Below are 21989 nucleotides of genomic sequence, written 5' to 3' on the forward strand. Positions count from 1 at the left end.
TGAGGGTTGGCTGGTGTTTCGAGGGTTACGCCTGGCGTTTCAGGGGCAGTTTGCCGAGCAGGGTCCGCGCCGCGGCCACGGCTGCCCGGCCCACGCGGTTCGCCTGGAAGACGAGCGGCCGGACCGGCATCACGAAGTCGCCCACCAGTTGGACCACGTCCCCGCCGAACCCCTTCTTGAACTCGTAGCCGCCGTGGCCTTCTTCGTCCTGTCCCTGGATGCCGAACGTGCCGTAGAAGTTGTAGCGCGAGTAGCCCTTTTCCAGTGCGTGGAGCATCATGCCCCAGTACAGCGAGGTGGCGCCGTTGAAGTAGATGTAGTCCTGCTTGGTGCCGCCGATCACGCACGTCACTTCGTCGCCGAAGCAGACAAAGTGGATGGCGGCCACGGTGGCCACGCCTACGGAGTCCGGGAACCGTTCGATGTCCTTGAGGCTGCGCTCATAGCTGTCCACGAGGTCCTGGACCACTTTGAGGCGGTTGGCCTTCTTTTTACTGCCGGTCTCTTCGACCTCGCGGCGCAGTTCGGCTGCGGAGGCCGACTCTGCTTCCAGGCGTTCGGTGATGGATTTCCGGTAGGCGGGGATGTCGATCTTGGCCATCATGAGTTTGGTGAACTCGGCCGATGTGGTCCGCAGGAGCTGTTCGTAGTACTCGCGCTCCCGGTAGATGAAGCCCTTCTCATCGCCGGCGGTGCTCAGGGCGTCGTAAAACTCATCCAGGGTTTCGAGCGTGGCCTGCTCCAGGAACACGCCGTTCTTTTCAGCTTTCCGGATGGCCTTCCGGGTCCGGTAGCTGGTGCCCATGATGAGTTCCTCGGAGTCCTGGATGCCATCCAGTTTCTTGATGAACATCCAGTTGACGTTGGCGAAGTTCATGTCCGAGCCCTGGTGCGCCAGGCCGAGCCTGCCCAGTTCGGACACCAGCGGCCTGTTATCGGCGATTTCCGGGTGTTCGGCGCCGTCGGCATCACGGGCGATAAACGGCAGGTTGGGGGAAATCCGCAGTTCCGCGGCCTTACGGTCCGCTGCGCGTCCTTTGAGAAGTCCGACGACGTCACTGACCAGGGCGGAGTCGGTGTAGTCCATGAGGGGGCCCTTGGCGCACTCGCACACACGGTAGCCGAACCGGTTGGTGGTGTAGTTCAGCTTGCCGGCAGCGACGAGTTCGCCGTCGCGCCTGACACCGAACAGTTCCACGTCCTGTCCGCGGGCGCGCTGGAAGCGGATGAAATCAGCGGACTGGATGAAGCTGCTTTGCGGGTGGTTGACGGAGAACGTCTCGAACTCGGCATCGCTCAGGACGCCGAACTCGAGCCCGGTTCCGGCTTTGGTGGGATTCACGGAAGTAACCTCATCTATCGCTGTGCTGCCGTCTGGGGCAGGCGCGGACGCTTGGTGGTGGGAATGGTCTGGTGGACTGTGTGCGCTGTCAGTAGAACTGACGCCCCGTGCGTGCGGTTTCAAGCCGCCGGAAGATCCGTTCTGCGCCCTTGACCCACAAGGCATGCCTGACCGGAGCCAGCACGTAGTCGTAGCAGCCAACGAAATCGGTGACCGTCTTGGTGAAGCTCGTTTTGAACATGCCCATGCCGTAAAGGGAATGGGTCTTGTCCTTGATCTGGCTGGCGGGAGGCGTTCCGCAGAAATCGTATTCGGTGCAGCCCAGTTCCTGCATCCGCCGGATCGCCGCCCACTGGACCAGGTGGGAGTCGCCGTACTGTTTGCGGTTCTGGGTTGAGCCGCCGTCTTTGTAGGTGGCTTTGGACCCGTAGTTGATCACGAAGGCGCCGACGCTGGGCTTGCCGTTCTCGTAGACGAAGAAGAAGCTGCCCTGGCCGCGGTTGCAGAATTCGTCCCAGAACCGGGTGTAGTACTCCAGGCTGCGCAGCGGCATGGAGCCCTTGGCGTTGACGGTATCGGCCATCAGGTCATAGAGGGCACGGTATGTTTCCGGGCCTTGCGGCTGCTGCACCACTTCGCAGCCTTCCCGTTCGGCGCGGCGGATCGCATTGCGTGCCCGGGACGAGATGGCGCGGAGTACCTGGCTCTCCGGAGCCGAGATGTCCAGCAGCGCGGTGGAGTCGTTGGACTGGATGTTGGGTGCCTTCACCAGGCCGGCCGCGGCGAGCTGCGCCCGGACCTCCGGGGAGCCGACGATATCGGGTTCAACCTTAATGGTGAAAACGTTGAGTTTCCGGCTTCGGGCAAAGGAGGCGCAGGCCTCCAGCGCCGGCTTGAGATCGTCCACGGAGTTGAGGTCCGGCCCCTTGATCAGGTACCAGAGGCGGCCCAGGACAGGGAATTTCTTCTCCAGGACCAGGTTGTAGCTGGCGGTCCCGGCGGACTCCAGGACCAGGAAGCGGGCGCTCCAGCCATTGCCGTTCTTCACCGACGCGTACGCGGCCGACTGCAGCATATTGCCGCCATGGGGGTTGGCCGTCACGTGCTTGTCCCAGTTCTCAATTTCTTCGGCTGTGGCAAAGCGGGCGGTGAATTCTCGCAAGGGGGCCGTGTCCAATCTGAGGGGGTTGTGCGCTGTTCTGGAGGCGTGGCTGCGGGCGGACATATAGCCTCAAGTCTAAAGCCTGATCTGCTCCGGGCTTTCCAGCGGGCCGGCTCTGCGCCTCCCGGCCCAGGCCTGGAACGGGTCCTGCCTGGGCCCTGCACGGGCAGCCTTGACTCCTGATGCGCGCTTCGTAAGGGTGGAGGCATGCAGGTTCACCCAGAGAAGTCCGGCCAAGGACCCGCAACCCGGAGGGAGTTCACGCCGGGCGTGCAGGTCATCGGCCTGGCGGCGTTCCTGGGGGCCTCGGCTTTCGTGGCATGGTTGGGGGCCTTTGCCACCTTGAGCAATGTGGACGGCTGGTACGTCACCGCGGACAAGGCCCCATGGTCGCCGCCCAACTGGGTTTTCGGCCCGGCCTGGACCCTCCTGTACACGGCCATGGCGGTGGCAGCGTGGCTGGTATGGCGCAGCCGGTCTGCAGAGTCCAGGCCGGCCCTGATTGCGTACGGTGTCCAACTGCTGCTCAACCTCGCGTGGACGCCGGTGTTCTTCGGCCTCTATCCGTCGTTGGGATCAGCTGCACTCTGGATCGCCCTGGCCATCATCGCCGCCCTGATCGTCGCGGTCACGGTCACGGTTCTCTACTTCGGTCCCATCAGCCGCCTGGCCGGGTTGCTCTTGCTGCCCTACATCTCATGGCTGGTTTTCGCCACCAGCCTCAACATTTGGGCTGCCCTGAACAACTGACAGGCCCCGGACGCGTGCGTGTAACTGGCCGAGACCGCCCAACCGTCCGGTGCACGTTTCACCGGACGCTCTCTCACTTAACGCGCGTTTTCGGCGGACGCTCTCTCACTTTTGACCTCCAAACTTGAGGAAACGCACCATGCCAGGGATTGCCGCTGAACTGAATTGCTCCGAAGGGCAGCCGCAGCGGCGGCCGGACACGCCGATCACGGCCCGGCCGGACCGTCAGCAGCGGTGAGAGAGCGTCAGGTCAAAACCTGCATCAAGTGAGAGAGCGTCCGGTCAAAACGTGCATCAAGTGAGAGAGCGTCCTGGGGGCCTCGGTGCGCTGGCCTAGTTTTCGAAGTCGGAGAGCGGCGGGCAGGAGCAGATGAGGTTGCGGTCCCCGGCTGCGCCGTCGATGCGGCCGACCGGCGGGAAGTACTTGTCCTGCTTGAGCGAGGCCAGCGGGAAGGCTGCCTGTTCGCGCGGGTAGTCCCGGGTCCACTCGGAGCTCACGACGGCGGCTGCCGTGTGGGGTGCGTGGCGCAGCGGGGAGTCGGCGACAGTGAAGTCGCCGGCGGCGACCTGGTCGATCTCCTTCCGGATGGCGATCATCGCGTCGATGAACCAATCGATCTCGGCGAGGTCCTCGGACTCGGTCGGCTCCACCATCAGCGTCCCGGCGACGGGGAAGGCCAGGGTGGGGGCGTGGAAGCCGTAGTCGATCAGGCGCTTGGCCACATCCTCGGCCGTCACACCCGTCTTTGCGGTCAGTTCGCGGAGGTCCAGGATGCACTCGTGCGCCACCAAACCGCCCTCACCGGTGTACAGCACCGGGAAGTACTCATTCAACCGGGCCGCGACGTAATTCGCCGCCAGCAGCGCGGACTTGGTCGCCTCGGTCAGGCCCTGGGCGCCCATCAGCTTCACATACGCCCAGGAGATCGGCAGCACCCCGGCCGAGCCGTAGTTCGACGCGCTGATCGCGACGCCGTGGCCGGCCTCGTGGGCTGCCTTGTTCGCATCACCGGGCATGAACGGTGCCAGGTGTGCCTTGGCCGCGACCGGGCCAACACCGGGTCCGCCGCCGCCGTGCGGGATGCAGAAAGTCTTGTGCAGGTTCAGGTGCGAGACGTCGCCGCCGAACTTGCCCGGCTGCGCCAACCCCACCAGGGCGTTCAGGTTCGCCCCGTCCACATACACCTGGCCGCCCGCGGCGTGGACCGCGTCGCAGATCTCGGTCACGTCCGCGTCATACACCCCGTGGGTGGAGGGGTAAGTGATCATGATCGCGGACAGGGCATCCTTGTGCGCCTCGATCTTCGCGTACAGGTCAGCATGGTCAATGGACCCGTCAGCAGCCGTCGCCACAACAACAACCTTCATGCCCGCCAGGACAGCCGAGGCGGCATTCGTGCCGTGTGCGGAGGCCGGGATCAGGCACACGTTCCGCTGGGTATCACCGTTTGCCAGGTGGTAGCCGCGGATCGCAAGGAGGCCCGCGAGCTCACCCTGGGACCCGGCGTTCGGCTGCAGCGAGACCTGGTCATAGCCTGTGATCTCGGCAAGGTCGGCTTCGAGACCGGTGATCAGTTCACGCCAGCCCACCGTCTGGGACTCCGGGGCGAACGGGTGGATCGAGGCGAACTCCGGCCAGGAAATGGCTTCCATCTCCGCGGTCGCGTTCAGCTTCATCGTGCACGAACCCAGCGGAATCATGGTCCGGTCCAACGCCAGATCCCGGTCGGAGAGCCGGCGGATGTAACGCAGCAACTGCGTCTCGGAACGGTGCGTGTTGAACACCGGATGCTGCAGATACTCAGAGGTGCGGAGCACGGCGGCATCGAGGCTGAATCCGGCGCTGGCGGTCGCGTCGACGACGGACGCGGAAAAGGCCCCAACAACGTCCGCAACGATCCCTGGTGTTGTTGTCTCGTCAGCGGAGATCCCCACCGTGTCCTCGTCGATGCTGCGCAGGTTGATCCCCTGGGCAGCGGCCGCCGACACAATGCCTGCAGCCTTCCCGGGCACAGAGACGGACACCGTATCGAAGAAGCCCGTATGCAGCACGTCAATGCCGGCAGCCTTAAGCGAGGCGGCGATCGTGGTGGCGTGGCTGTGGACGCGTTCGGCGATAGCCTTCAGGCCGTCCGGGCCGTGATAAACCGCGTAGAACGACGAGACGATGGCCAGCAGCGCCTGCGCGGTGCAGATGTTCGAGGTCGCCTTCTCACGGCGGATGTGCTGCTCGCGCGTCTGGAGCGCCAGGCGGTAGGCGGGGACGCCGGCGTCGTCCTTGGAGACACCGACCAGGCGGCCGGGCATGGAGCGTTCCAGTCCCTTGGCAACGGCCATGTAGGCCGCATGCGGACCGCCGAAGAACAACGGAACACCAAAACGCTGCGTGGAGCCGACGGCGATATCCGCGCCCTGCTCACCCGGCGGGGTGATCAAAGTCAGGGCCAGCAGGTCAGCAGCCACCGTGACCAGTGCGCCGCGTTCCTTCGCCGCCGCAATGACCTCTGCGTGGTTGAACACTCGGCCGGACACGCCCGGCTGCTGCAGCACGATGCCGTTGATAACGCCCTCGGGCAGGCCCTTGGACAGATCGGCTACCTCCACCTCGAAGCCCAGGGCCTCGGCGCGGCCCTTCACGATCGCGATGGTCTGCGGCATCACATCAGCATCCAGCACGGTCTTACCATCGTGCGCTGCCTTGTTCTTATTGGCCCGGCGCATCATCAGGACGGCCTCGGCCACCGCCGTGGCTTCATCCAGCAGGGACGCGTTGGCGATCGGCAGGCCCACCAGGTCCTGGACCATGGTCTGGAAGTTCAGCAACGCCTCGAGCCGGCCTTGGGAGATTTCGGGCTGGTACGGGGTGTAGGCGGTGTACCAGGCCGGGGCTTCGAGGACGTTCCGGCGAATCACAGCAGGGGTCACGGTGTCGTAGTAGCCCTGGCCGATCATCTGCACAGCCGTCCTGTTCTTGCCCGCGAGCTTCCGCAGCTCCGCAAGGACCTCAACCTCACTGAGGGCGTCCTTGAGCGCGAGCGGCCTGGCCTGCCGGATGGAGTGCGGAACCGCGGTATCAACCAGCGAGTCAACGGAGTCGCAGCCAACGGCCTTAAGCATGGTGTCGATGTCGGCCTGGCGGCGGGCACCGATATGCCGATCAACGAAAGTGGCGGGGGCTGAATCAACACTCACAAGGAACTCCATCCATTAGCCCGAGGGATTCCTGGAGAGGACTGCTCCTACGGCGTATTCAAGGTACAAATTGCTGACTTGTGGCCGGCCTGACGGCGGCCGCTACAGGCCCAATTCTCCTACCCGGTACGCCATCGGGCAAATAGCGGCGCACCCGTGCCGGGGCCGCTGGAAGGGGGCGTTCCGCCACAGCCCGGGCCGCCGTCGTACTCTCTTGATGTCATGCTCAGGAGAGTGGCGGCGGCCCCGGGCCGCAGGATTGTTACTTCGCGTCGGGTGCGGTGACGCTGGCGGAGGCCTTCAGGGTCTCTGCGTTCACCATCCACGCGTACTGCTCCAGTTTGGCGATGAATTCGTGCAGTAGGTCCGCGGTGGTGGGATCCTCTTCATCCACTTCGTCGTGGACCTTGCGCATGGTCCCCACCGCGGCTTCGAGTGCCGCGACGATCCGCTCGATGGCATCCTTGGTGTTGATAAGGCCCTCGGGGAACTGCGCCAGGCTGGTGGACTCGGCAACGGTGGCGCTGCGGCCGTCCGGGAGGGCGTGAAGGGCACGCATTCGCTCTGCCATATCGTCAGCGAACTGCCGGGCAGCGTCCACGATTTCGTCCAGCTGCAGGTGAAGGTCCCGGAAGTTGGTACCCACAATGTTCCAGTGGGCCTGCTTGCCCTGGATGTGCAGCTCAATCAGATCAGCAAGAACGGCCTGCAGATTGTTGGTCAGGGTCGGTGAAGCTTTCATGAATCCTCCTCGATCGGTCCAGTACTGCCGACGCTATCAGCCACGCGGGCGCAGCGGACCGGGAGAGGTGCGGATTTCTCAGTGAGCTTACTAATTTTGCCAAGGCAAGGTTGGATGCCATGTTACTTTTCAGTAATGACAAGCACGAGAACTGCGCTGGCCAGGCTCCTCACCCGCCCTGCAGGGAGGGTCTCGGTTCCGCGGGTAGTTGCCGCAGTGGCGCTGGGCGGTTCGCTGGTCTTCGCCGGAATCAGCCACCTGACCGTGGCCCGCCAGGAGTTCCAGGCCCAAGTCCCGCCTTGGTTCCCACTGGATAAGGACTTCGTGGTTCTGGCATCCGGCGTGGTGGAGATAAGCCTTGGGGCCGCACTGATCGCCCTCCGCAAACGCCGTGTCCCGGTAGGACTGTGCGCGGCAGCCTTTTTCATCCTGATCTTTCCCGGGAACATCTCGCAGTACGTGACTCAAACGGACGGGTTCGGCTTGAACACGGACCGTGCCCGGCTGGTGAGGCTGTTCTTCCAGCCCGTGCTGGTGGTGTGGGCACTGTGGTCTACCGGAGCGTGGAAGGAACTGCGCGCGGCGTTGCGCCAGCGAAGGTTCGCCGACTGACGCCGGTCAGAAACCACAGCGGCGCCCTGCCGGAAAGGTCTTCCGGCAGGGCGCCGCTGTTTTGGTTCCATTTCCTATCTCAACGGCCACCGGTCAGCGGGCGGGCTGTCACCAGAAGTGGGCAACATCCACCACCAGCCGGGATCCCGAACCCGGTCCGTCCAGGGTGAACACCCGGAACGGAAGCCTGGCACGCACACCTAGTCCGAGGCTTGTGTAGCCTTCGAAGCTGTTGGCCCAGGCCACCTGCCGGAAGGTCTGGTATCCCGCAACGTTGGACACTTCGGCCTTATTGCTGGGCTGGTACGTTGGCTGTCCGTTGTCGTCATAGGCCGGTGAGTTAACCCTGACCTGGAGGAACGCGCTGCCCCGGAGCGGGACACTGAATCCCGAACCGTCCTGCACCACCGCAGGCACATACCGGACCATATAGCCATCCACTGAACCGTTGAGGTCAACCACCATCCGGTCGAAGCAGTAGTGCTGCCCCGTCCTGACGTTGGTGACGGGTGCGCCGCTCATGTCGCTGTCTGATTTCGCCAGCGATCCCCATACGAGCCCGCAATAGGATGTGGTTGCCGAGGCAGGCCCCGGAGCCACGAAACCCAACCCGGCAGCCATCAAAATGACCGCCAGCCACGTATGAAACTTCTTCATTGTGGGCCACCCTTCGAGTGATTTGGTAGCTCAAGCGTAGGAGTTTCATGCGGCCTTATTAAGGGCTGTTGCCGCTTCGGCGCGCAACTGTTAGGGAGGGTATTTTCCGGTCACGCAAGCGTTAATCCGCAGCACCAATTGGGACCGTTGACACACGTTTGACGCCCAATCTGCACCCCGCCGTTATGCATCATAACGACGCCGGACCGGGCTTTCGGGAGGCTCTAGCCTTCACACTCGATGCAGTACTTCATGCCGTTCTTTTCGCGTGCCACCTGGGACCGGTGGCGGACCAGGAAGCAGGAGGAGCAGGTGAACTCATCGGACTGCTCGGGGACAACAACCACTGTCAACTCTTCGCCGGAAAGATCGGCTCCCGGCAGGTCGATTCCTTCGGCGGTGTCGTTCTCCTCGACGTCGATGACCGCGGTCTGGGCATTGCTACCGCGGGAAGCCTGCAGAGCCTCCAGTGACTCGGCGGAAGACTCGTCGTCGGTCTTGCGTGGAGCGTCGTAATCGGTTGCCATGGCGGGGTTCACTTTCGTTGCTGCGCGGTACCATTTCAGGCACCTCAGTGAAGCAGTTTAGGGCATACTGCGCTCACTTAGGCAATAGTGTGGGCAACCAGACAGATTGCGTCAGTGACTCCCGGGATTACGCTGGAAACCCAAGCAATCCACGTTGTAGCCCCCGGGAGGCAGCATGGCCGTCAAACTCAACCACAAAGCATTGACGCTCGCGCGGAAACTGGTAAAAGCCGGAAAAGTTGCACACGATGTCCGCGATGACTGGAGCGAGCATGCACCTTCTGCGGACGACGAGAATGCGTTCATCGATAAACACGGCTTTGCAGACTTCGCAGAATGGCACCTTGGCCGGGACGACGACAGGTCCGAGGGGACAAAGGGCAGCGTCAGCTTTCCCTTCGGGGACTTCAAAAAGGTCCACCGGTGTGCTGTCATTTCGCTGGAAAGCCGGGCCGCCCAACACGGGCACGACGAAATCCGCGATGCCGCCAGGAAACTCCTGGAACTGATCGATTCGGACCCGGAGGGGAACCCCTCATGAAGGCATGGCAGTTCACCGGAACCAACAATCCCCTGAAGCTGAACGAGGTCCCCGAGCCACATGCCGGCCGGGGGCAGGTCGGCGGACATTACGGATGCAATCGATAAACTCCCAGCCAGGGGTGTGGGGCGCTATATTGCGATGTATTGACATGATGTCCCGAAGCCGGCGGACCCAGGCGTCCGGGGCACTCTGCGGATGGGGCACTCGAACCACGGTCCGAACGGCCCCATCCCTGACCGAGGAGCTTGCTTGTCGTCCCCTCTCCCGTCCCGCCGCAACGTGCTTGGTGCCGGTGCCAGCGCGGCTGCCCTGGGCTTCGTCTTCGGAGTGGCCGGAAGCCTGGCGCCCTTCGCGCGACCTGCTACAACCCCCATGCGCAACGCCCTCGGTTACGGGACATTGGTCCCGGACCCGGAGGGCATCCTCGCGCTCCCCGAAGGCTTCTCCTACAGGATCCTGGCTCGTTCCGGGAAGACGTCCACCGCCGAGGGAGTGCACCCCTCCGACCCCGATGGGATCGGAGTGTTCGACGCTCCCAACGGTGGCTCGGTCCTGGTCTGCAACCATGAAAACGGCGGGTCCGAACCTTACCCGGTTCCCGTCGTCGAGGGCCTTACCTACGATTCCGGTGCGAAGGGTGGAACATCCACCATCCTGGTGGATACCGAGGGCAACCGGGTGGGGCAGTACACCTCCGTTGCCGGCACCAACAATAACTGCGCAGGGGGCATCTCCCCCTGGGGCACCTGGCTTACGTGTGAGGAAACCGAAGCACGCGCGGGGACCGGCAGCAACACCAAGGACCACGGCTACGTCTTCGAGGTGGACCCCACCAGCCGCGAGGCCAACATCGGCCGCGCAGCCATCCCGCTGAAGTTCCTGGGCCGCTACTCCCACGAGGCCGTCGCCGTCGACCCCGCCACCACGCAGATCTACCTCACCGAGGATGCCGTCAACCCCAACGGCCTCTACCTCCGCTGGACCCCGCCTGCAGGATTCACCCCCGGCAAGGGCTCCCTCCATGACCTGGCAATGTCCAACGGCGGCGACGTCGCCGGACGGCTGCAGGCGATGAAGTGCTTCCTTGGCTCCACCCATATCAAGGAGCTTTCCGAGGCCACGACGGTTGGCACCTGCTACACAGTGGAATGGGTGGACGTGCCTGACCGTGACGCCCGCACCACCTCTGTCCGGAAGCAGTTTTCCGGCAACGAGGTCACCCGGGCGCACAAACTGGAGGGGCAGTGGTGGGGCGACGGCGGAGCATACTTCGTCTCGAGCTTCGCCCGCAGGGGTGATGGTTCAGTCAACGAACACGACGGCCAGGTATGGCACTACAGCCCCGGCACGAGGTCGATCACGCTGACCACCAGCTTTGGAATCACCCGCGGCGCGGATCCCGACCGGGTTTTCGAGGGCCCCGACAACATCACGGTGGCACCCCAGGGCGGCCTGATCGTCGCCGAAGACGGCAGAGGCATGACCCACCTTGTTGGCGTGACAAGCGAGGGCATGTCCTACCCGCTGGCCCGGAACGAGTACAACGACTCCGAGTTCTGCGGGCCGGCCTTCAGCAAGGACGGAAAGTGGCTCTTCGCCAACATCCAGTCCCCCGGCTTCACTTTGGCAATCACCGGGCCGTGGACGCGCCTCGCGACTGCTTCCACCAACGGCTGATCTCCGCCGGGCGTCCTGCAGCCGGAGACCTCTTCAACGATCGGTGTGCACGCCTTCTTTGACCCACAGCGTGCCGCCCTCAACCCGCTCGAGCTCATCCGAGGCCAGGTATGCGTGGCCAGCGAACAAACCGGGCTTGTCGACTTTCACGTAGCCGATTCGCAGCAGTCTCTCGGCGGTGTGGTGGGACAGCTTGGACGCCTCCGCGAAATCGTTGATCACCGAACCGACGAGGCCTCCCGTTTCAGGGTCGACCTGTCCATCCGAAGTCACGGCCTCAGGATCACCCATCTTCAGGTCCTCGACCTTGCCGAGCTTTTCCCGTCCGGAGCCACCACGTGCATTCCTTCACGCACCTGCTCAATGACCGACATGACGTTCTCCTTTGCATACAACGCTGGATGCAAAAACCAGTCCAGGCCTCGCCGGCAGCCAGAAACAGAGGCCGCGAAATTCGCCACCCCGGAACGGGAGCAGAGGAGCCGGTCAGTTCACCAGGACGGGAGGACCGGCAGCGGGCCGTCAGCATCTACATGTTCGGCATCTCCGCGAGCCAGCCACTGAAGCAGGCCTTCGCGGTCGGATGCCACGCGCAGTCTGCCGTCGCCGATGACCCATTCGTCCCGTTCTTCGGTCACCAGGGTCATATCCGGAGCACCCTTGGCACGCAGCGACCGCACTGCGGATTCAAGGGCATTCAGCAGCGAATCCGGATCCGCTTCCTCAATGGTCCAGGCTGTGGCGAGGTCATGGTGATGCACCACCACCTCGGCTATCCGGAGGGCCACAATGGAGGTGGCCGGGACCGCATTGCCGCCCACTTGCACCTCTTGCGCCACGAGTTCCCCGTTGAGCCGTTGTGCCTGTTCGGCAAATTTCCGGGCGGATATCCGCAGTTGCCCAACGAGCTCCTCCCGTGGCAGGGCTGCCAGGGCGGCGATCTCTTGGGAGCGGGCCTCGCTTGAGGCATAGAGGGGGCGTTCCTCGCCCGTTGTCGCCCAGTCAATGAGCTTTACCAGCGCCTGGCCATTGGAGGCGAGGTGTGCAATAACATCGGCGCGTGTCCACCCCTCACACAGCGAGGGAACGGTGAGCTCGTCATCGGCAAGGGACTCGACGGTGGCGAGCAACATGTCCGTCTCCCTGCCGAGGCGGGACAGATCCGAGTGGAGGCGTGCTGGGTTGATCATGGTGCCAGCCTACCCACGGGCCGCTACCCGAACCACCGTTCGCGGGCCGCTGTTCCATACCCAAATCGTCTGGACTGAGACGGGATAGACCGACGGACCCGCCGCCACTAAAACGGGCCTTTTGAGAGCCCCGGCATATGAATGACCCCCGGGCGGAAAGCCGGGCATTCCCCTCATATGGCTTGTGTCACACGTCTGTCAGGCTGGAGGCACTCGGAGGACGGCCCCTCGGAACCTCCCGGTGCCGCAGGCCTCCACCTCGCTCAGAAAGGACTTGGAGACCATGTCACAACCGCATGCTGTCATCGCCGAAAATCCACAAAAAGAGGCGCGCACGGCAAACTGGGTCGCCTTCGTCATCTGCACGGCTCTCCTGTTTGACGGGTACGACCTCGTCATTTACGGCACCGTCCTTCCGGGGCTGCTTGCCGACCCGGGCCAGATCGGTTCATTTGATGCGGTTGCTGCCGGCCTTCTCGGCTCCTGGGCACTCATCGGAGTCCTTGTGGGCTCACTGGTCTGCGGCGCCATCGGTGACTTTTTCGGCCGGCGGCGTCTGATGCTCCTGGGCATCGCCTGGTTCTCCGTCGGTATGTTCGTTACAGCATTCGCCACCACCGTCCCAGCCTTCGGTGCCTTGCGGTTTATCACCGGGCTCGGCCTGGGAGTCGTTATCGCAACGGCCGGTGCCACCATGGCTGAATTCGCCCCTGCGGGAAGGCGGCAGTTCTACAACGCGATCGTGTACTCCGGGGTCCCGGCAGGCGGGGTCATGGCCTCGATCCTCGGCATCCTGTTCCTCAACAGCATCGGCTGGCGCGGGCTGTTCATCCTGGGCTCCCTCCCCCTGGTCATCCTGCTGCCCATCGCCTGGTTCAAGCTCCCGGAGTCGCCGCGGTGGCTGCTCTCCCGAGGCCGTGAACAGGAGGCCCTGGCCGCAGCACAGCGTACCGGCGTCCCGCTCATCGAGGAGCGGGTCATCCTGGAGGTCGGTGCCGCGCCGCAGAAGACCGGCTTTGCGGCCGTATTCTCCCGTCAGTTCGCCGTCGCATCGGTCCTGCTGGCCCTGATGTCCTTCTCCGGCCTCCTGCTGACGTACGGACTCAACACCTGGCTGCCCAAGATCATGGAAGGCTACGGCTATGGGCGGACGTACTCCCTCTTCTTCCCGCTCGCCCTGAACCTTGGCGCAGTGGCAGGCGGTTTGCTCGCGTCCCGCCTGGCTGACAAGAGCGGACCCCAGCGGGTCATCGCCGCAACGTTCGCGCTGGCCACGATTTCCCTGGCACTGATGACCTTCAGCTTCCCGCTGCCCCTGCTTTTCGCCTTCATTGCCCTCGCCGGCGTCGGAACGCTGGGCACACAGGTACTGATTTACGGGTTCCAGTCCAACTACTTCACCACCAATGCCCGCGCGGCCGGCGTTGCCTGGTGCGCCAGCGTGGGCCGGCTGGGCGGGGTACTGGGCCCGATCATCGGAGGCTGGCTGGCAGCTGCCGGCATCGGCGGGTCCACGGCTTTTTACATCTACGGTGCCGTGGCACTCTTCGGCGCTGTGGTCACAGTCCTGGTACCCCGCCAGCGGAAACTTGAGGAGGCCGAACACAAAGTAGAGGAGATTGCCGAAGGGCGGACAGTGGACAGCGCACCTTCCGGGGTACTCAAGTAGCGGACCCCGGCCGCCCAGACATTATTACGTCTTCCGGATATCCTAGTAGGGCTTATTATGGCTATTATTTGAATCAATGAGCCTGGGGCGGTACCGTCGCTGGCCGGTTAGCTGAAGGACGGCACTACCGTGGACATCCGCCAACTGAATTACTTCATCGCGGTTGCCGAAGAGCGGCACTTTGGCCGCGCGGCCAAGCGCCTCCATATGGCCCAGCCACCGCTCTCACAGCAGATCCGCCAGCTGGAAGACCTGATTGGGGTCCAGTTGCTGAACCGCACCACCCGCAGGGTGGACCTCACGGCGGCGGGCCAACTCCTCCTGGACCGGGGACGTCAGATCGTCAATGACGTAGCGACTCTTCAGGCCGACGTCTACCAGGTGGGAAAGGGCGCAACCGGTGTCCTGCGGGTGGGCTTCTCGGGCTCGGCAACCTATGGCGTCATGCCCCAGGTTGCGCGCCTTGCCAAACAACTGCTGCCGGGCCTGTCCCTTGCCCTGCACGGCGAAATGCTCACGCCGTCCATGGAAGCGGGCCTGCGGAACGGTACTCTGGACGCCGCGTTGCTGCGGCCGCCAGTCACAGCACAGGACATCGACTACCTGACCGTGGCCCGCGAGCCACTGATTGTCGCGCTTCCCTCCTTCAGTGCCCTGGCCGTGGACCAGCCCGTGGCGATGCACGAACTGCAGGACCAGGACTTCATTGCCTACCCGCCCGAATCCGTGCTCTACCGCACCACCGCCGACCTCTGCCGCCAGGCGGGTTTCCAGCCGCGCATCACGCAGGTGGTCGGGGAGACCTCGACGATGCTGGCGTTTGTGGCCGCAGGGGGCGGCGTGGCGGTCATGCCGTCCGGCGTGCAGGCCTTCCAGCTTGAAGGTGTGGCCTACCGCGAAATTGAAAACGTCCCCGAAGTGGAGCTCGCCGTCGCCTGGATGCGCGGGCACCACTCTGCACTGCTCAAAAACTTTCTGGACGTCGTCGTCACCGCTACCGCGGCACCGGCGGCGCAAGGCCCCACCGCCGGCCCTCTGCCGTTTCCCACTGATGAAAGGCTTTCCCGCTCATGAAGATCGCAGCCATTGAGGCGATTCCCTACTCGATCCCCTATCTTCATCCATTGCATTTCGCGTCCGGTTCCGTACACGAGGCAGACCACGTGCTGATCAGGCTCCGCACCGATGACGGCGTGGTGGGAACCGCTGATACCCCGCCGCGCCCCTACACCTACGGTGAGACGCAGAAGTCGATCGTGGCGGTGGTGGAGGACATTTTCGCTCCGCAGCTGATCGGCGTCGATATTTTTGACCGCGAAAAAGTCCAGTCAATCCTGCACCGGACCATTCACAACCAGACGGCCAAGGGGGCCGTGGACATCGCCCTGTGGGATGTCATCGGCAAGACTCTCGGTCAGCCGGTGACAAAGCTGCTGGGCGGGTACACCGACTCGCTCCGGGTCTCCCACATGCTCGGCTTTAAGCCTGCCCAGGAGTTGCTGGCCTTGGCGCTGGAGTTCCGCGAGCGCCATGGCATCAACACGTTCAAGCTCAAGACCGGCCGCCGTCCCCTTAGCCTCGACATTGACGCCGCACGGGTACTCCGGGAAGGTCTCGGCGAGGACGCTGAGCTGTACATGGACGCAAACCGCGGATGGTCAGCCAATGAGGCAGCCGAGGTGCTGCGCCGTACGGCGGAATTGGGCCTGCAGTTCCTGGAGGAGCCCGACGACGCCCGCGAGGTCCTCGGCCGGCGTCGCCTCGTGACGAACTCCCCCATCCCCATCGCCGCGGACGAGTCTGCTGCAAACCTTGGGGAGGCCGCACGGGAAATTCTTACCGGCGGCGCAAACCTCCTGGCGGTGAAGACAGCCCGGTCAGGTTTTACCGAGGCGGCGAAAATTGTTGGCATGGCAGAGGGGATGGGCATCGACGTCTACATCGGCAACCAGATCGACACCCAGGTCGGCACGGTGGCCTCGGTGGTTTTCGGCGCCGCCTTCGCCCATTCGGCCAAGCGTGCAGCGGAGCTGTCCAACTACCTGGACATGGCCGATGACCTCTTGGCCGAGCCCTTGGCCATCACCGGCGGACGCATCCGTGTCCCGGAGGGGCCTGGTGTGGGCACCGCTGTTGATGAGGAAAAGCTCTCGCACTACCGCACCGACCGCTAAGCAACCGCTGTACCGAAAGGACATTCATGAAGTATCTGGTCCACATGGACGTAAACCTGCCCGCAGACCTTCCCGCTGCTGAAGCCGCGGAGATCAAGGCCACGGAAAAGGCCTACTCGCAGGAGCTGCAGCGCTCGGGCAAGTGGCCGGAGATCTGGCGGGTGGTGGGTGAATACGCCAACTATTCGATCTTCGACGTCGATTCGAACGATGAACTCCACGAGATCCTCCAGAACCTGCCGCTGTTCCCGTACATGGATATCTCCGTGGTCCCGCTCGCGAAACACCCGTCTGACGTCAAGTAATCCCAGACATCAAGTAATCGACGGCCCAGGGGGCTGCCAGTGCCTGCCGTGTTCCGGTGTCAATCCTTGGCCCGGAACACGGCGGCGAGCTCGCTGCGGGAGCGGATTCCCATCTTCCGGTAAAGCCGGGTCAGGTGGTACTGCACGGTCTTCTCTGCCAGGAACAGGGTCCGGGCCGCTTCCTTGTTGGTGGCGCCGCCGGCTACCAGCTCGGCCACGGCGCGTTCCTGTGCCGTGAGCTGAAGGTGGTGGTCGCTGACGGCGGTCAGCATGGGGTCGGCCGGGTCCGGCAGGTTCCCGACGTCGAGCCCTGTTGCCTTGAGCTCCCTGTCGCACCGTTCGACGTAGGTGGTTGCACCCAGGGAGTCGTAGAGGTCCCGGGCCGCCCGCAGGACCGACGAGGCCAGCCGCCGCTTGCCTGCCCTTCGCATGCTTTGGCCGTACGCAAAACTGACCCGCGCCCGCAGATATGGCCGGTTGATCCCCCTGAGGTGCCCCAAGGACGCCTCGAAATGCTCCCTGGCAGTGTCGGGGTCTCCCTGCGCAGCCACCAGTCTCCCCCTCGCCCAGGCCATCCGGGCCATATCCGAGGGTACTTCCCGCTCGCGCGGCACGCGCTCGAACGCCGTGAGGAAAACGTCGGCGGCGTCCAGCTGGTCGGTCATGACCAGGGCGTTGACATAGGTGTCCTGCCAAGGCCAGAAGGACACCCGGTTCTCGGTCCACGGGTCCAGCTCCGTGAGCGGCTGCAGGACAGCCAAGGCCCCCTCATAATCCGCCCTCGCCTCGTGAAAGCGCGCACGGGCGAGGGTGGCCGGTACCTGCATGGCGCGGTACGTTCCTGGCTGCACAGCTGCCTGCGACACGTAGTACCGGGCCCGGTCCCAGTCGCCCCGCATGGACCAAAGCTCCGCTGCAGTCCAATAAAGCAGCGGGCGGATCAGCGGCATCCGCGAAGTCTCAAGGCGAACGGAGGCGCGCGCCACGGTGGCGGCTGCTGCATCCCAGTTGCCGAGGACCAGGTGGGTGCGGGCCAGCCAGGCCTCGGCCCACAGCGAAATCCTCATGGAACCACCCCGGTATTCAGTAGGGGCTGCCGACTCGAAGTTCACCAGCGCTGTCTCGACGTTGTCGAGGCGCAATGCCAGCCAGCCCGCGCCCATTTGGACCCGTTGTTTCTGGGCGTTCTCGGAAGCATGTTCGAAGGCCCGGCGATAGGAGGCTTCCGCAGCGGAAAGCCGGCCCTGGGCATACAGGCCCAGGCCGTAGATGGCCTCCGACTCAATGTGGGCGGGGGTCCCCGGCTGAGTAAGTTCCATGGCCCGTTCTGCCCACGTGGTAATGGCCGGCCCGTCCCACGAGGCCACACCGTGCAGGACGAAACGCTGCGCCACCTGCGCGGCGGCCGTTGGATCACGCTGCGGGTTGGAGGTGCGCCAGGCCATCTCCAACTGCGTCTGGGCACTGTCGTTCTGTCCCGACGCGGTGGAGAGGTATCCCAATACGGAGGAGCGAAGCGGCGAGGCCGGCAGCGCGTCCACTGCCGCCATCCACATTTGGGCTTGCGCAATGTTGCCCGAACCCACCAGGGCATCCACCGCCCTCAGGAGCCTGTCGTTCCGGGAACGTATGTCCTGGGAAAGACGGGACGCGGAGAACAAGGCCGTCGAGGCGTCCTGCCACGCTCCAACAAGTGCTTGGCCTCGGGCAAAATCCTCCAACTCCCCGGCAAGGGCCTCATCCGCGCCGGGTGTGGCGGAGACACGGTGGCCCAACCGTTCGCCCTCGGGCTGCACGGCTTCAGCGGCCAGCCGATGAAGCGCGATCCGCCGGCTGGGGGCGATCTGTTCGTAGACAGCCGCGTCGGTGCCCGGTTCAAAGAACGCGACGGCGGAACGTGCCTGGTCAACACTCAACCCCAACAGCCTGGCGCGGTGCCCCTCGTCAAGTGCTGCCATAATGTGTTCCACCCCGCTGACCTGGGAAACCTCCGCCATGCTCGCGGCGCGACCGAGCACTGACGCTGCCTCCGCGACAGCAACCAGCTCCGGGGACGCTGCCTCCAGGACACTGCGCACCCGGGCGCGGACACGGGACGTCGGAGGCAGCGAGGGAAACCAGGTCTGCCAGGTTTCCGCCGGCAGCTCACGCAGCAGCTCCACGATCGGTTGAGCGAGTCCTCGCGTGTGCTGGACCAGGCCGTGTGCTGCCGTGGCACTGAGGTCCAGGCCGAGCATCCTCCGCGCGAGATCCTGGACCTGCTGCGGGGTTAACGGATCCAACGGGATACTGGCGACCTGGTGGCCAGTCAGGAAGTCCAGCACACCGCCGGGGACGCGCAGGGCGTCATCGGGGTTGAGGGTGAGCACGAAAAGAACCCGTTTTCCGTACAGCCGGCGCATGACAAACGTCAGGATGCGCAGACTCTCAACATCAAGTTTGTGGACGTCGTCGATGGCGACGACTACGCCGCCGTGGGCCTGCAGTGCTTCGAGGTGGGTACTGAGGGTGGAAGCGTAATTAACCACCTGGGCGGCCGTGAGAGCCGGAACGGGGCCCGCGGGCAGTGCAGGGCCGCCGTCGTAATCCTTTGCCGAGCGCAACGGCGAGGTGAGCATCAGCTGGGAGTATCCGGCGAGCGGAAACTGCGCCTCCCATTCGTCGCCCATGGCAGACAGCACCCGGACACCACGGGCCACGGTGCGGCAGTGCTCGAGGAAGAGCTCCAGCAGGGCGGTCTTCCCGGACCCGGATGGGCCGCTGACCACAACTGCGCCCACTTTGCCCTTACGGACCGTGCGGAGAATGCCCAGCAGTTCCTCAAAGATTCCTGCCCGGCCGGCAAGGGGAAATCCCTCAGAAGATTCGCCTTTGATGGAGCCCGCCGTCATGGCCGCAACTCTACCGGAGCCGGCCGTCCGGACCTGACTGCGGGCTTCCATCACGGTGGCCTTAACCCAGGTCCCCGCCGGCAACAGGAATGATGGTTCCGGTCAGGTATGACGCCTCATCTGAGCCGAGGAAGACGATGGGGGCGGCCTGTTCGTCCAAAGTCCCGTACCGCTTAAAAATCGACGAGTCGACGGTTTGGTCAACGATCACCTGATACCAGGCCTTCTCCGCGGAGGATTCGGCCTCCGGGCCACGCTTGACCTTGCGGGCCGGGGCCTCGGTTCCACCGGGGGCTGTCGCCACCACGCGGATGCCACGTCCTCCCACCTCCATCGCCAATGACTGGGTCAGTGCATTGACACCGCCCTTGGCAGCCGCATACGGCACCCGGTGGAGCCCGCGGGTGGCTACTGACGAAACGTTGACGATGGTGCCGGAGCCCTGCTGCAGCATTGCCGGCAGCACCGCCCGGCAGGTCCAGAGGGTGGGAAAAAGGGATCGCCGGATCTCTTTCTCGATCTTGTCCTCGTCGTATTCTTCGTACGGGCGGGCCCAGATGGTGCCGCCCACGTTGTTAACGAGCACATCCACGCGGCCGTGGGCGGCCAGTGCCGCGTCCACGGCCTGCTGTGCTCCTGCGAAGGTCTCCAGGTCCGCGGTCACGGAGAGGGCGGAGCCGCCGGAACCGGAAACATTTGCCGCCTCCTGTATCCCGCGCGCCACCTCATGAACCAGCTCGGCCCGGTCTACGAGGACGACGGCGCCCCCCTCGGCCCCGATGCGCTCGGCCACCTTCTGGCCGATGCCCTGCGCGGACCCTGTCACAACAACTACCCTGCCGGCGTACCGGCCGGGCGTCACGAACTGTCCGGCATAGGGCTGCGACATCAGCGTCCGGCCTTGGCGTCGATGGCCCCGGCCATGGTTTCCTTGGCGTCGTGGGCGTGGGCCATGATGACTTCCCGGACCCGCGCTTTGTCCTGGCGCTCGAAGGCGTCAACGATATCGACGTGGTCCTGGGTGACCCGCTCGAAAATCCTGGTTCCCGTTTCGAAGGCCGCCGCCATCTGCGCGTGGACGTCCAGCCGGCGGTAGGACTCGAGCAGCATGGGGTTGTTGCAGACCATAAAGAGGTATTCGTGGAACTCCTCATTGGTCCGCGCGAACTCGTCCGGTTCCTGGATGGTGCCGGCATTGACGAAGCGGGTGGTGGCTTCGGCGAGCCGGCGGAACTGCTGCAGTTGCTCGTCGCTCAACCGGCCCAGCATCAGCTCGCTCACGGCAAGCTCCAGTCCCATGCGCGCGTCGAGTTGGGCGAAGCTGTCCTCCTTACGGAAATCAAGACGGCCGGTCTCCAGGGACGAGACCGCCTCGCTGCGGCTCATCGTGTCACCTTCAGCCGCGATCTTCTCAGCGGGTACCGGCGCGCCAGTTTCCGCATCACCGCCGGTGGTTTCCTTGGGGGCAAAGCGCTCGAAGTAGAAGTTGGCGGGCTTGATGCCCTCGGAATCCAGCCATTTCGACACGGCGTTCACCATGGGAGGGGGCCCGCACAGGTAGATGTCGACGTCGCCGTCGAACAGGTGTGAGGGCTCAATGATCTGGGTGACATAGCCCGTGTGGGGGGCAGAGGTTCCGGGTTCGGAAGCAATGTAGTCCCACGTGAATCCGGGCAGCTTCGCCTCATAGTTCCGCAGCCACTCGAGCCCGACGATATCCGCCTCACGGGTCAGTCCGTAGATCAGGTGGACCGGTACCGACGCCGGGTTCCCGGAAAGCTTCTCGAGGATCGACAGGAGGGGGGCCAGGCCGGTACCGCCTGCCAGAAGCAGCAGGGGCCGCTTGGGCTCGCGCAGGAAGAAGGAACCGTACGGGCCGGTGAACTCGATGCTGTCGCCGACGGCTGCGCGGTCACGCAGGTACTCGGACATCGCACCCTGTGGTGTAACCCTCACCATGAAGGAGGAATCCTGGACCTCGGGGCCGCTGCTGAACGAATAGGAACGCTCCGCGTCGGTTCCGGGGACCTTGATGTTGACGTACTGGCCGGGCAGGAAGGCCAGCGCATCCCGGTTTTCCACCTCCAAGGTGAAGGACACAGTGGTGTCCGAGTGCTTGTTGAGTTCCTTCACGGTTGAGGTGAAGGTGGTGGCTCCCGTTTTCGCCGATTCGGACGTGGCGGGGATCTGAATGGCAAGATCCGATTCGGGAACCGCCTGGCAGGTCAGCAGGTAGCCCTTTTCGAGCTCATCCTCCGTCATAGCGTCGTCGATGTAGTCGCCCGGATCGAAGGAGCCGGAATCGCAGAAGGCCTTGCAGGTGCCGCAGGCACCGTCACGGCAGTCCGAGGGAATATTGATGCGTGCTTTGTACGCGGCGTCCATGACGGTCTCGTAGTCGCCGACCTTGATGACCTTGGTGACGCCGTCCTCGAAGCTGAGGGCAACTTTGTGGCCCATGGTTTCCTCCTGGTTGGGGCCGCGTCGACGCGGCCCGGGAAAGTAAAGATGTGCCCTAGGGACACGTGTTTGGAAGCGTCCAAGGCCAGCGCCGG

General features: G+C 64.2%; 19 protein-coding genes. 8 read left to right on the plus strand and 11 right to left on the minus strand.

Features of this window, described 5'->3' with window-relative positions:
* Nucleotides 1-25 precede the first annotated feature (25 nt).
* Together AC1MCA_RS06225 and AC1MCA_RS06230 are read right to left on the minus strand one after the other, a co-directional pair.
* The gene (locus tag AC1MCA_RS06225; protein ID WP_479801967.1) at nucleotides 26-1342 is read right to left on the minus strand and encodes a peptidoglycan bridge formation glycyltransferase FemA/FemB family protein; all 1317 of its coding nucleotides are present in this window, start codon (nucleotides 1340-1342) and stop codon (nucleotides 26-28) included.
* 88 nt (nucleotides 1343-1430) lie between these two features.
* A complete protein-coding gene (locus tag AC1MCA_RS06230) occupies nucleotides 1431-2504 on the minus strand; it encodes a lipid II:glycine glycyltransferase FemX (protein ID WP_479801968.1) in 1074 nt (357 codons plus the stop codon).
* Nucleotides 2505-2711: 207 nt separating this feature from the next.
* Between AC1MCA_RS06230 and AC1MCA_RS06235 the strand changes: the two genes are divergently transcribed.
* Entirely contained in the window at nucleotides 2712-3254 is a 543-nt protein-coding gene (locus AC1MCA_RS06235; RefSeq protein ID WP_479801970.1) for a TspO/MBR family protein, read from the plus strand.
* A gap of 333 nt (nucleotides 3255-3587) precedes the next feature.
* On the opposite strand, the gene gcvP is transcribed toward AC1MCA_RS06235, so the two are convergent.
* Nucleotides 3588-6446: an aminomethyl-transferring glycine dehydrogenase gene (gene gcvP / locus AC1MCA_RS06240; RefSeq protein ID WP_479801972.1), complete on the minus strand. Its 2859-nt coding sequence runs from the start codon at nucleotides 6444-6446 to the stop codon at nucleotides 3588-3590.
* A gap of 262 nt (nucleotides 6447-6708) precedes the next feature.
* The gene (locus AC1MCA_RS06245; protein ID WP_479801974.1) at nucleotides 6709-7188 is read right to left on the minus strand and encodes a Dps family protein; all 480 of its coding nucleotides are present in this window, start codon (nucleotides 7186-7188) and stop codon (nucleotides 6709-6711) included.
* A gap of 135 nt (nucleotides 7189-7323) precedes the next feature.
* On the opposite strand from AC1MCA_RS06245, the gene AC1MCA_RS06250 reads away from it, so the two are divergent.
* The gene (locus tag AC1MCA_RS06250; protein WP_479801976.1) at nucleotides 7324-7800 is read left to right on the plus strand and encodes a DoxX family protein; all 477 of its coding nucleotides are present in this window, start codon (nucleotides 7324-7326) and stop codon (nucleotides 7798-7800) included.
* Nucleotides 7801-7908: 108 nt separating this feature from the next.
* On the opposite strand, the gene AC1MCA_RS06255 is transcribed toward AC1MCA_RS06250, so the two are convergent.
* Both AC1MCA_RS06255 and AC1MCA_RS06260 read right to left on the minus strand, forming a co-directional pair.
* A complete protein-coding gene (locus tag AC1MCA_RS06255; protein ID WP_479801978.1) occupies nucleotides 7909-8457 on the minus strand; it encodes an AMIN-like domain-containing (lipo)protein in 549 nt (182 codons plus the stop codon).
* A gap of 224 nt (nucleotides 8458-8681) precedes the next feature.
* Nucleotides 8682-8984, minus strand: a complete 303-nt coding sequence (locus tag AC1MCA_RS06260; protein ID WP_108597886.1) for a DUF4193 domain-containing protein — start codon at nucleotides 8982-8984, stop codon at nucleotides 8682-8684.
* A gap of 175 nt (nucleotides 8985-9159) precedes the next feature.
* Between AC1MCA_RS06260 and AC1MCA_RS06265 the strand changes: the two genes are divergently transcribed.
* The gene (locus AC1MCA_RS06265) at nucleotides 9160-9525 is read left to right on the plus strand and encodes a hypothetical protein (RefSeq protein WP_479801980.1); all 366 of its coding nucleotides are present in this window, start codon (nucleotides 9160-9162) and stop codon (nucleotides 9523-9525) included.
* A gap of 252 nt (nucleotides 9526-9777) precedes the next feature.
* Entirely contained in the window at nucleotides 9778-11205 is a 1428-nt protein-coding gene (locus AC1MCA_RS06270; RefSeq protein ID WP_479801981.1) for an alkaline phosphatase PhoX, read from the plus strand.
* A gap of 33 nt (nucleotides 11206-11238) precedes the next feature.
* Here AC1MCA_RS06270 and AC1MCA_RS06275 read toward each other — a convergent pair whose 3' ends face one another.
* Both AC1MCA_RS06275 and AC1MCA_RS06280 read right to left on the minus strand, forming a co-directional pair.
* The gene (locus AC1MCA_RS06275) at nucleotides 11239-11496 is read right to left on the minus strand and encodes a hypothetical protein (protein WP_479801983.1); all 258 of its coding nucleotides are present in this window, start codon (nucleotides 11494-11496) and stop codon (nucleotides 11239-11241) included.
* A gap of 200 nt (nucleotides 11497-11696) precedes the next feature.
* Nucleotides 11697-12395 (minus strand): maleylpyruvate isomerase family mycothiol-dependent enzyme, encoded by a 699-nt coding sequence (locus AC1MCA_RS06280; protein WP_479801985.1) that lies wholly within the window; start codon nucleotides 12393-12395, stop codon nucleotides 11697-11699.
* Between the two features lie 283 nt (nucleotides 12396-12678).
* Here AC1MCA_RS06280 and AC1MCA_RS06285 point away from each other — a divergent pair, with 283 nt between their 5' ends.
* From AC1MCA_RS06285 to catC, 4 genes are all read left to right on the plus strand, one after another.
* The gene (locus tag AC1MCA_RS06285; protein WP_479801987.1) at nucleotides 12679-14064 is read left to right on the plus strand and encodes an MFS transporter; all 1386 of its coding nucleotides are present in this window, start codon (nucleotides 12679-12681) and stop codon (nucleotides 14062-14064) included.
* A gap of 129 nt (nucleotides 14065-14193) precedes the next feature.
* The gene (locus tag AC1MCA_RS06290) at nucleotides 14194-15138 is read left to right on the plus strand and encodes a LysR substrate-binding domain-containing protein (RefSeq protein WP_479801989.1); all 945 of its coding nucleotides are present in this window, start codon (nucleotides 14194-14196) and stop codon (nucleotides 15136-15138) included.
* Nucleotides 15135-16238 carry a mandelate racemase/muconate lactonizing enzyme family protein gene (locus AC1MCA_RS06295; protein WP_479801991.1) on the plus strand — a complete coding sequence of 368 codons (1104 nt, stop codon included), beginning with the start codon at nucleotides 15135-15137 and terminating at the stop codon, nucleotides 16236-16238. The genes AC1MCA_RS06290 and AC1MCA_RS06295 overlap by 4 nt, the downstream gene beginning before the upstream one ends.
* A 26-nt stretch (nucleotides 16239-16264) precedes the next feature.
* A complete protein-coding gene (gene catC, locus AC1MCA_RS06300; protein WP_479801993.1) occupies nucleotides 16265-16543 on the plus strand; it encodes a muconolactone Delta-isomerase in 279 nt (92 codons plus the stop codon).
* Between the two features lie 59 nt (nucleotides 16544-16602).
* Here the strand turns inward: catC and AC1MCA_RS06305 are convergent, their stop codons facing one another.
* Genes AC1MCA_RS06305 through benC form a run of 3 tightly spaced genes read right to left on the minus strand, consistent with a single transcriptional unit; the run spans nucleotide 16603 to nucleotide 21894 of the window.
* Nucleotides 16603-19485 (minus strand): AAA family ATPase, encoded by a 2883-nt coding sequence (locus AC1MCA_RS06305; protein ID WP_479801997.1) that lies wholly within the window; start codon nucleotides 19483-19485, stop codon nucleotides 16603-16605.
* Nucleotides 19486-19495: 10 nt separating this feature from the next.
* Nucleotides 19496-20323, minus strand: a complete 828-nt coding sequence (locus AC1MCA_RS06310) for a 1,6-dihydroxycyclohexa-2,4-diene-1-carboxylate dehydrogenase (protein ID WP_479802000.1) — start codon at nucleotides 20321-20323, stop codon at nucleotides 19496-19498.
* Complete coding sequence (gene benC, locus AC1MCA_RS06315; RefSeq protein ID WP_479802002.1) at nucleotides 20323-21894, minus strand: benzoate 1,2-dioxygenase electron transfer component BenC; 1572 nt, start codon at nucleotides 21892-21894, stop codon at nucleotides 20323-20325. The genes AC1MCA_RS06310 and benC overlap by 1 nt, the downstream gene beginning before the upstream one ends.
* Nucleotides 21895-21989 lie beyond the last annotated feature (95 nt).

The organism is Arthrobacter sp. BK1 (assembly GCF_056680055.1).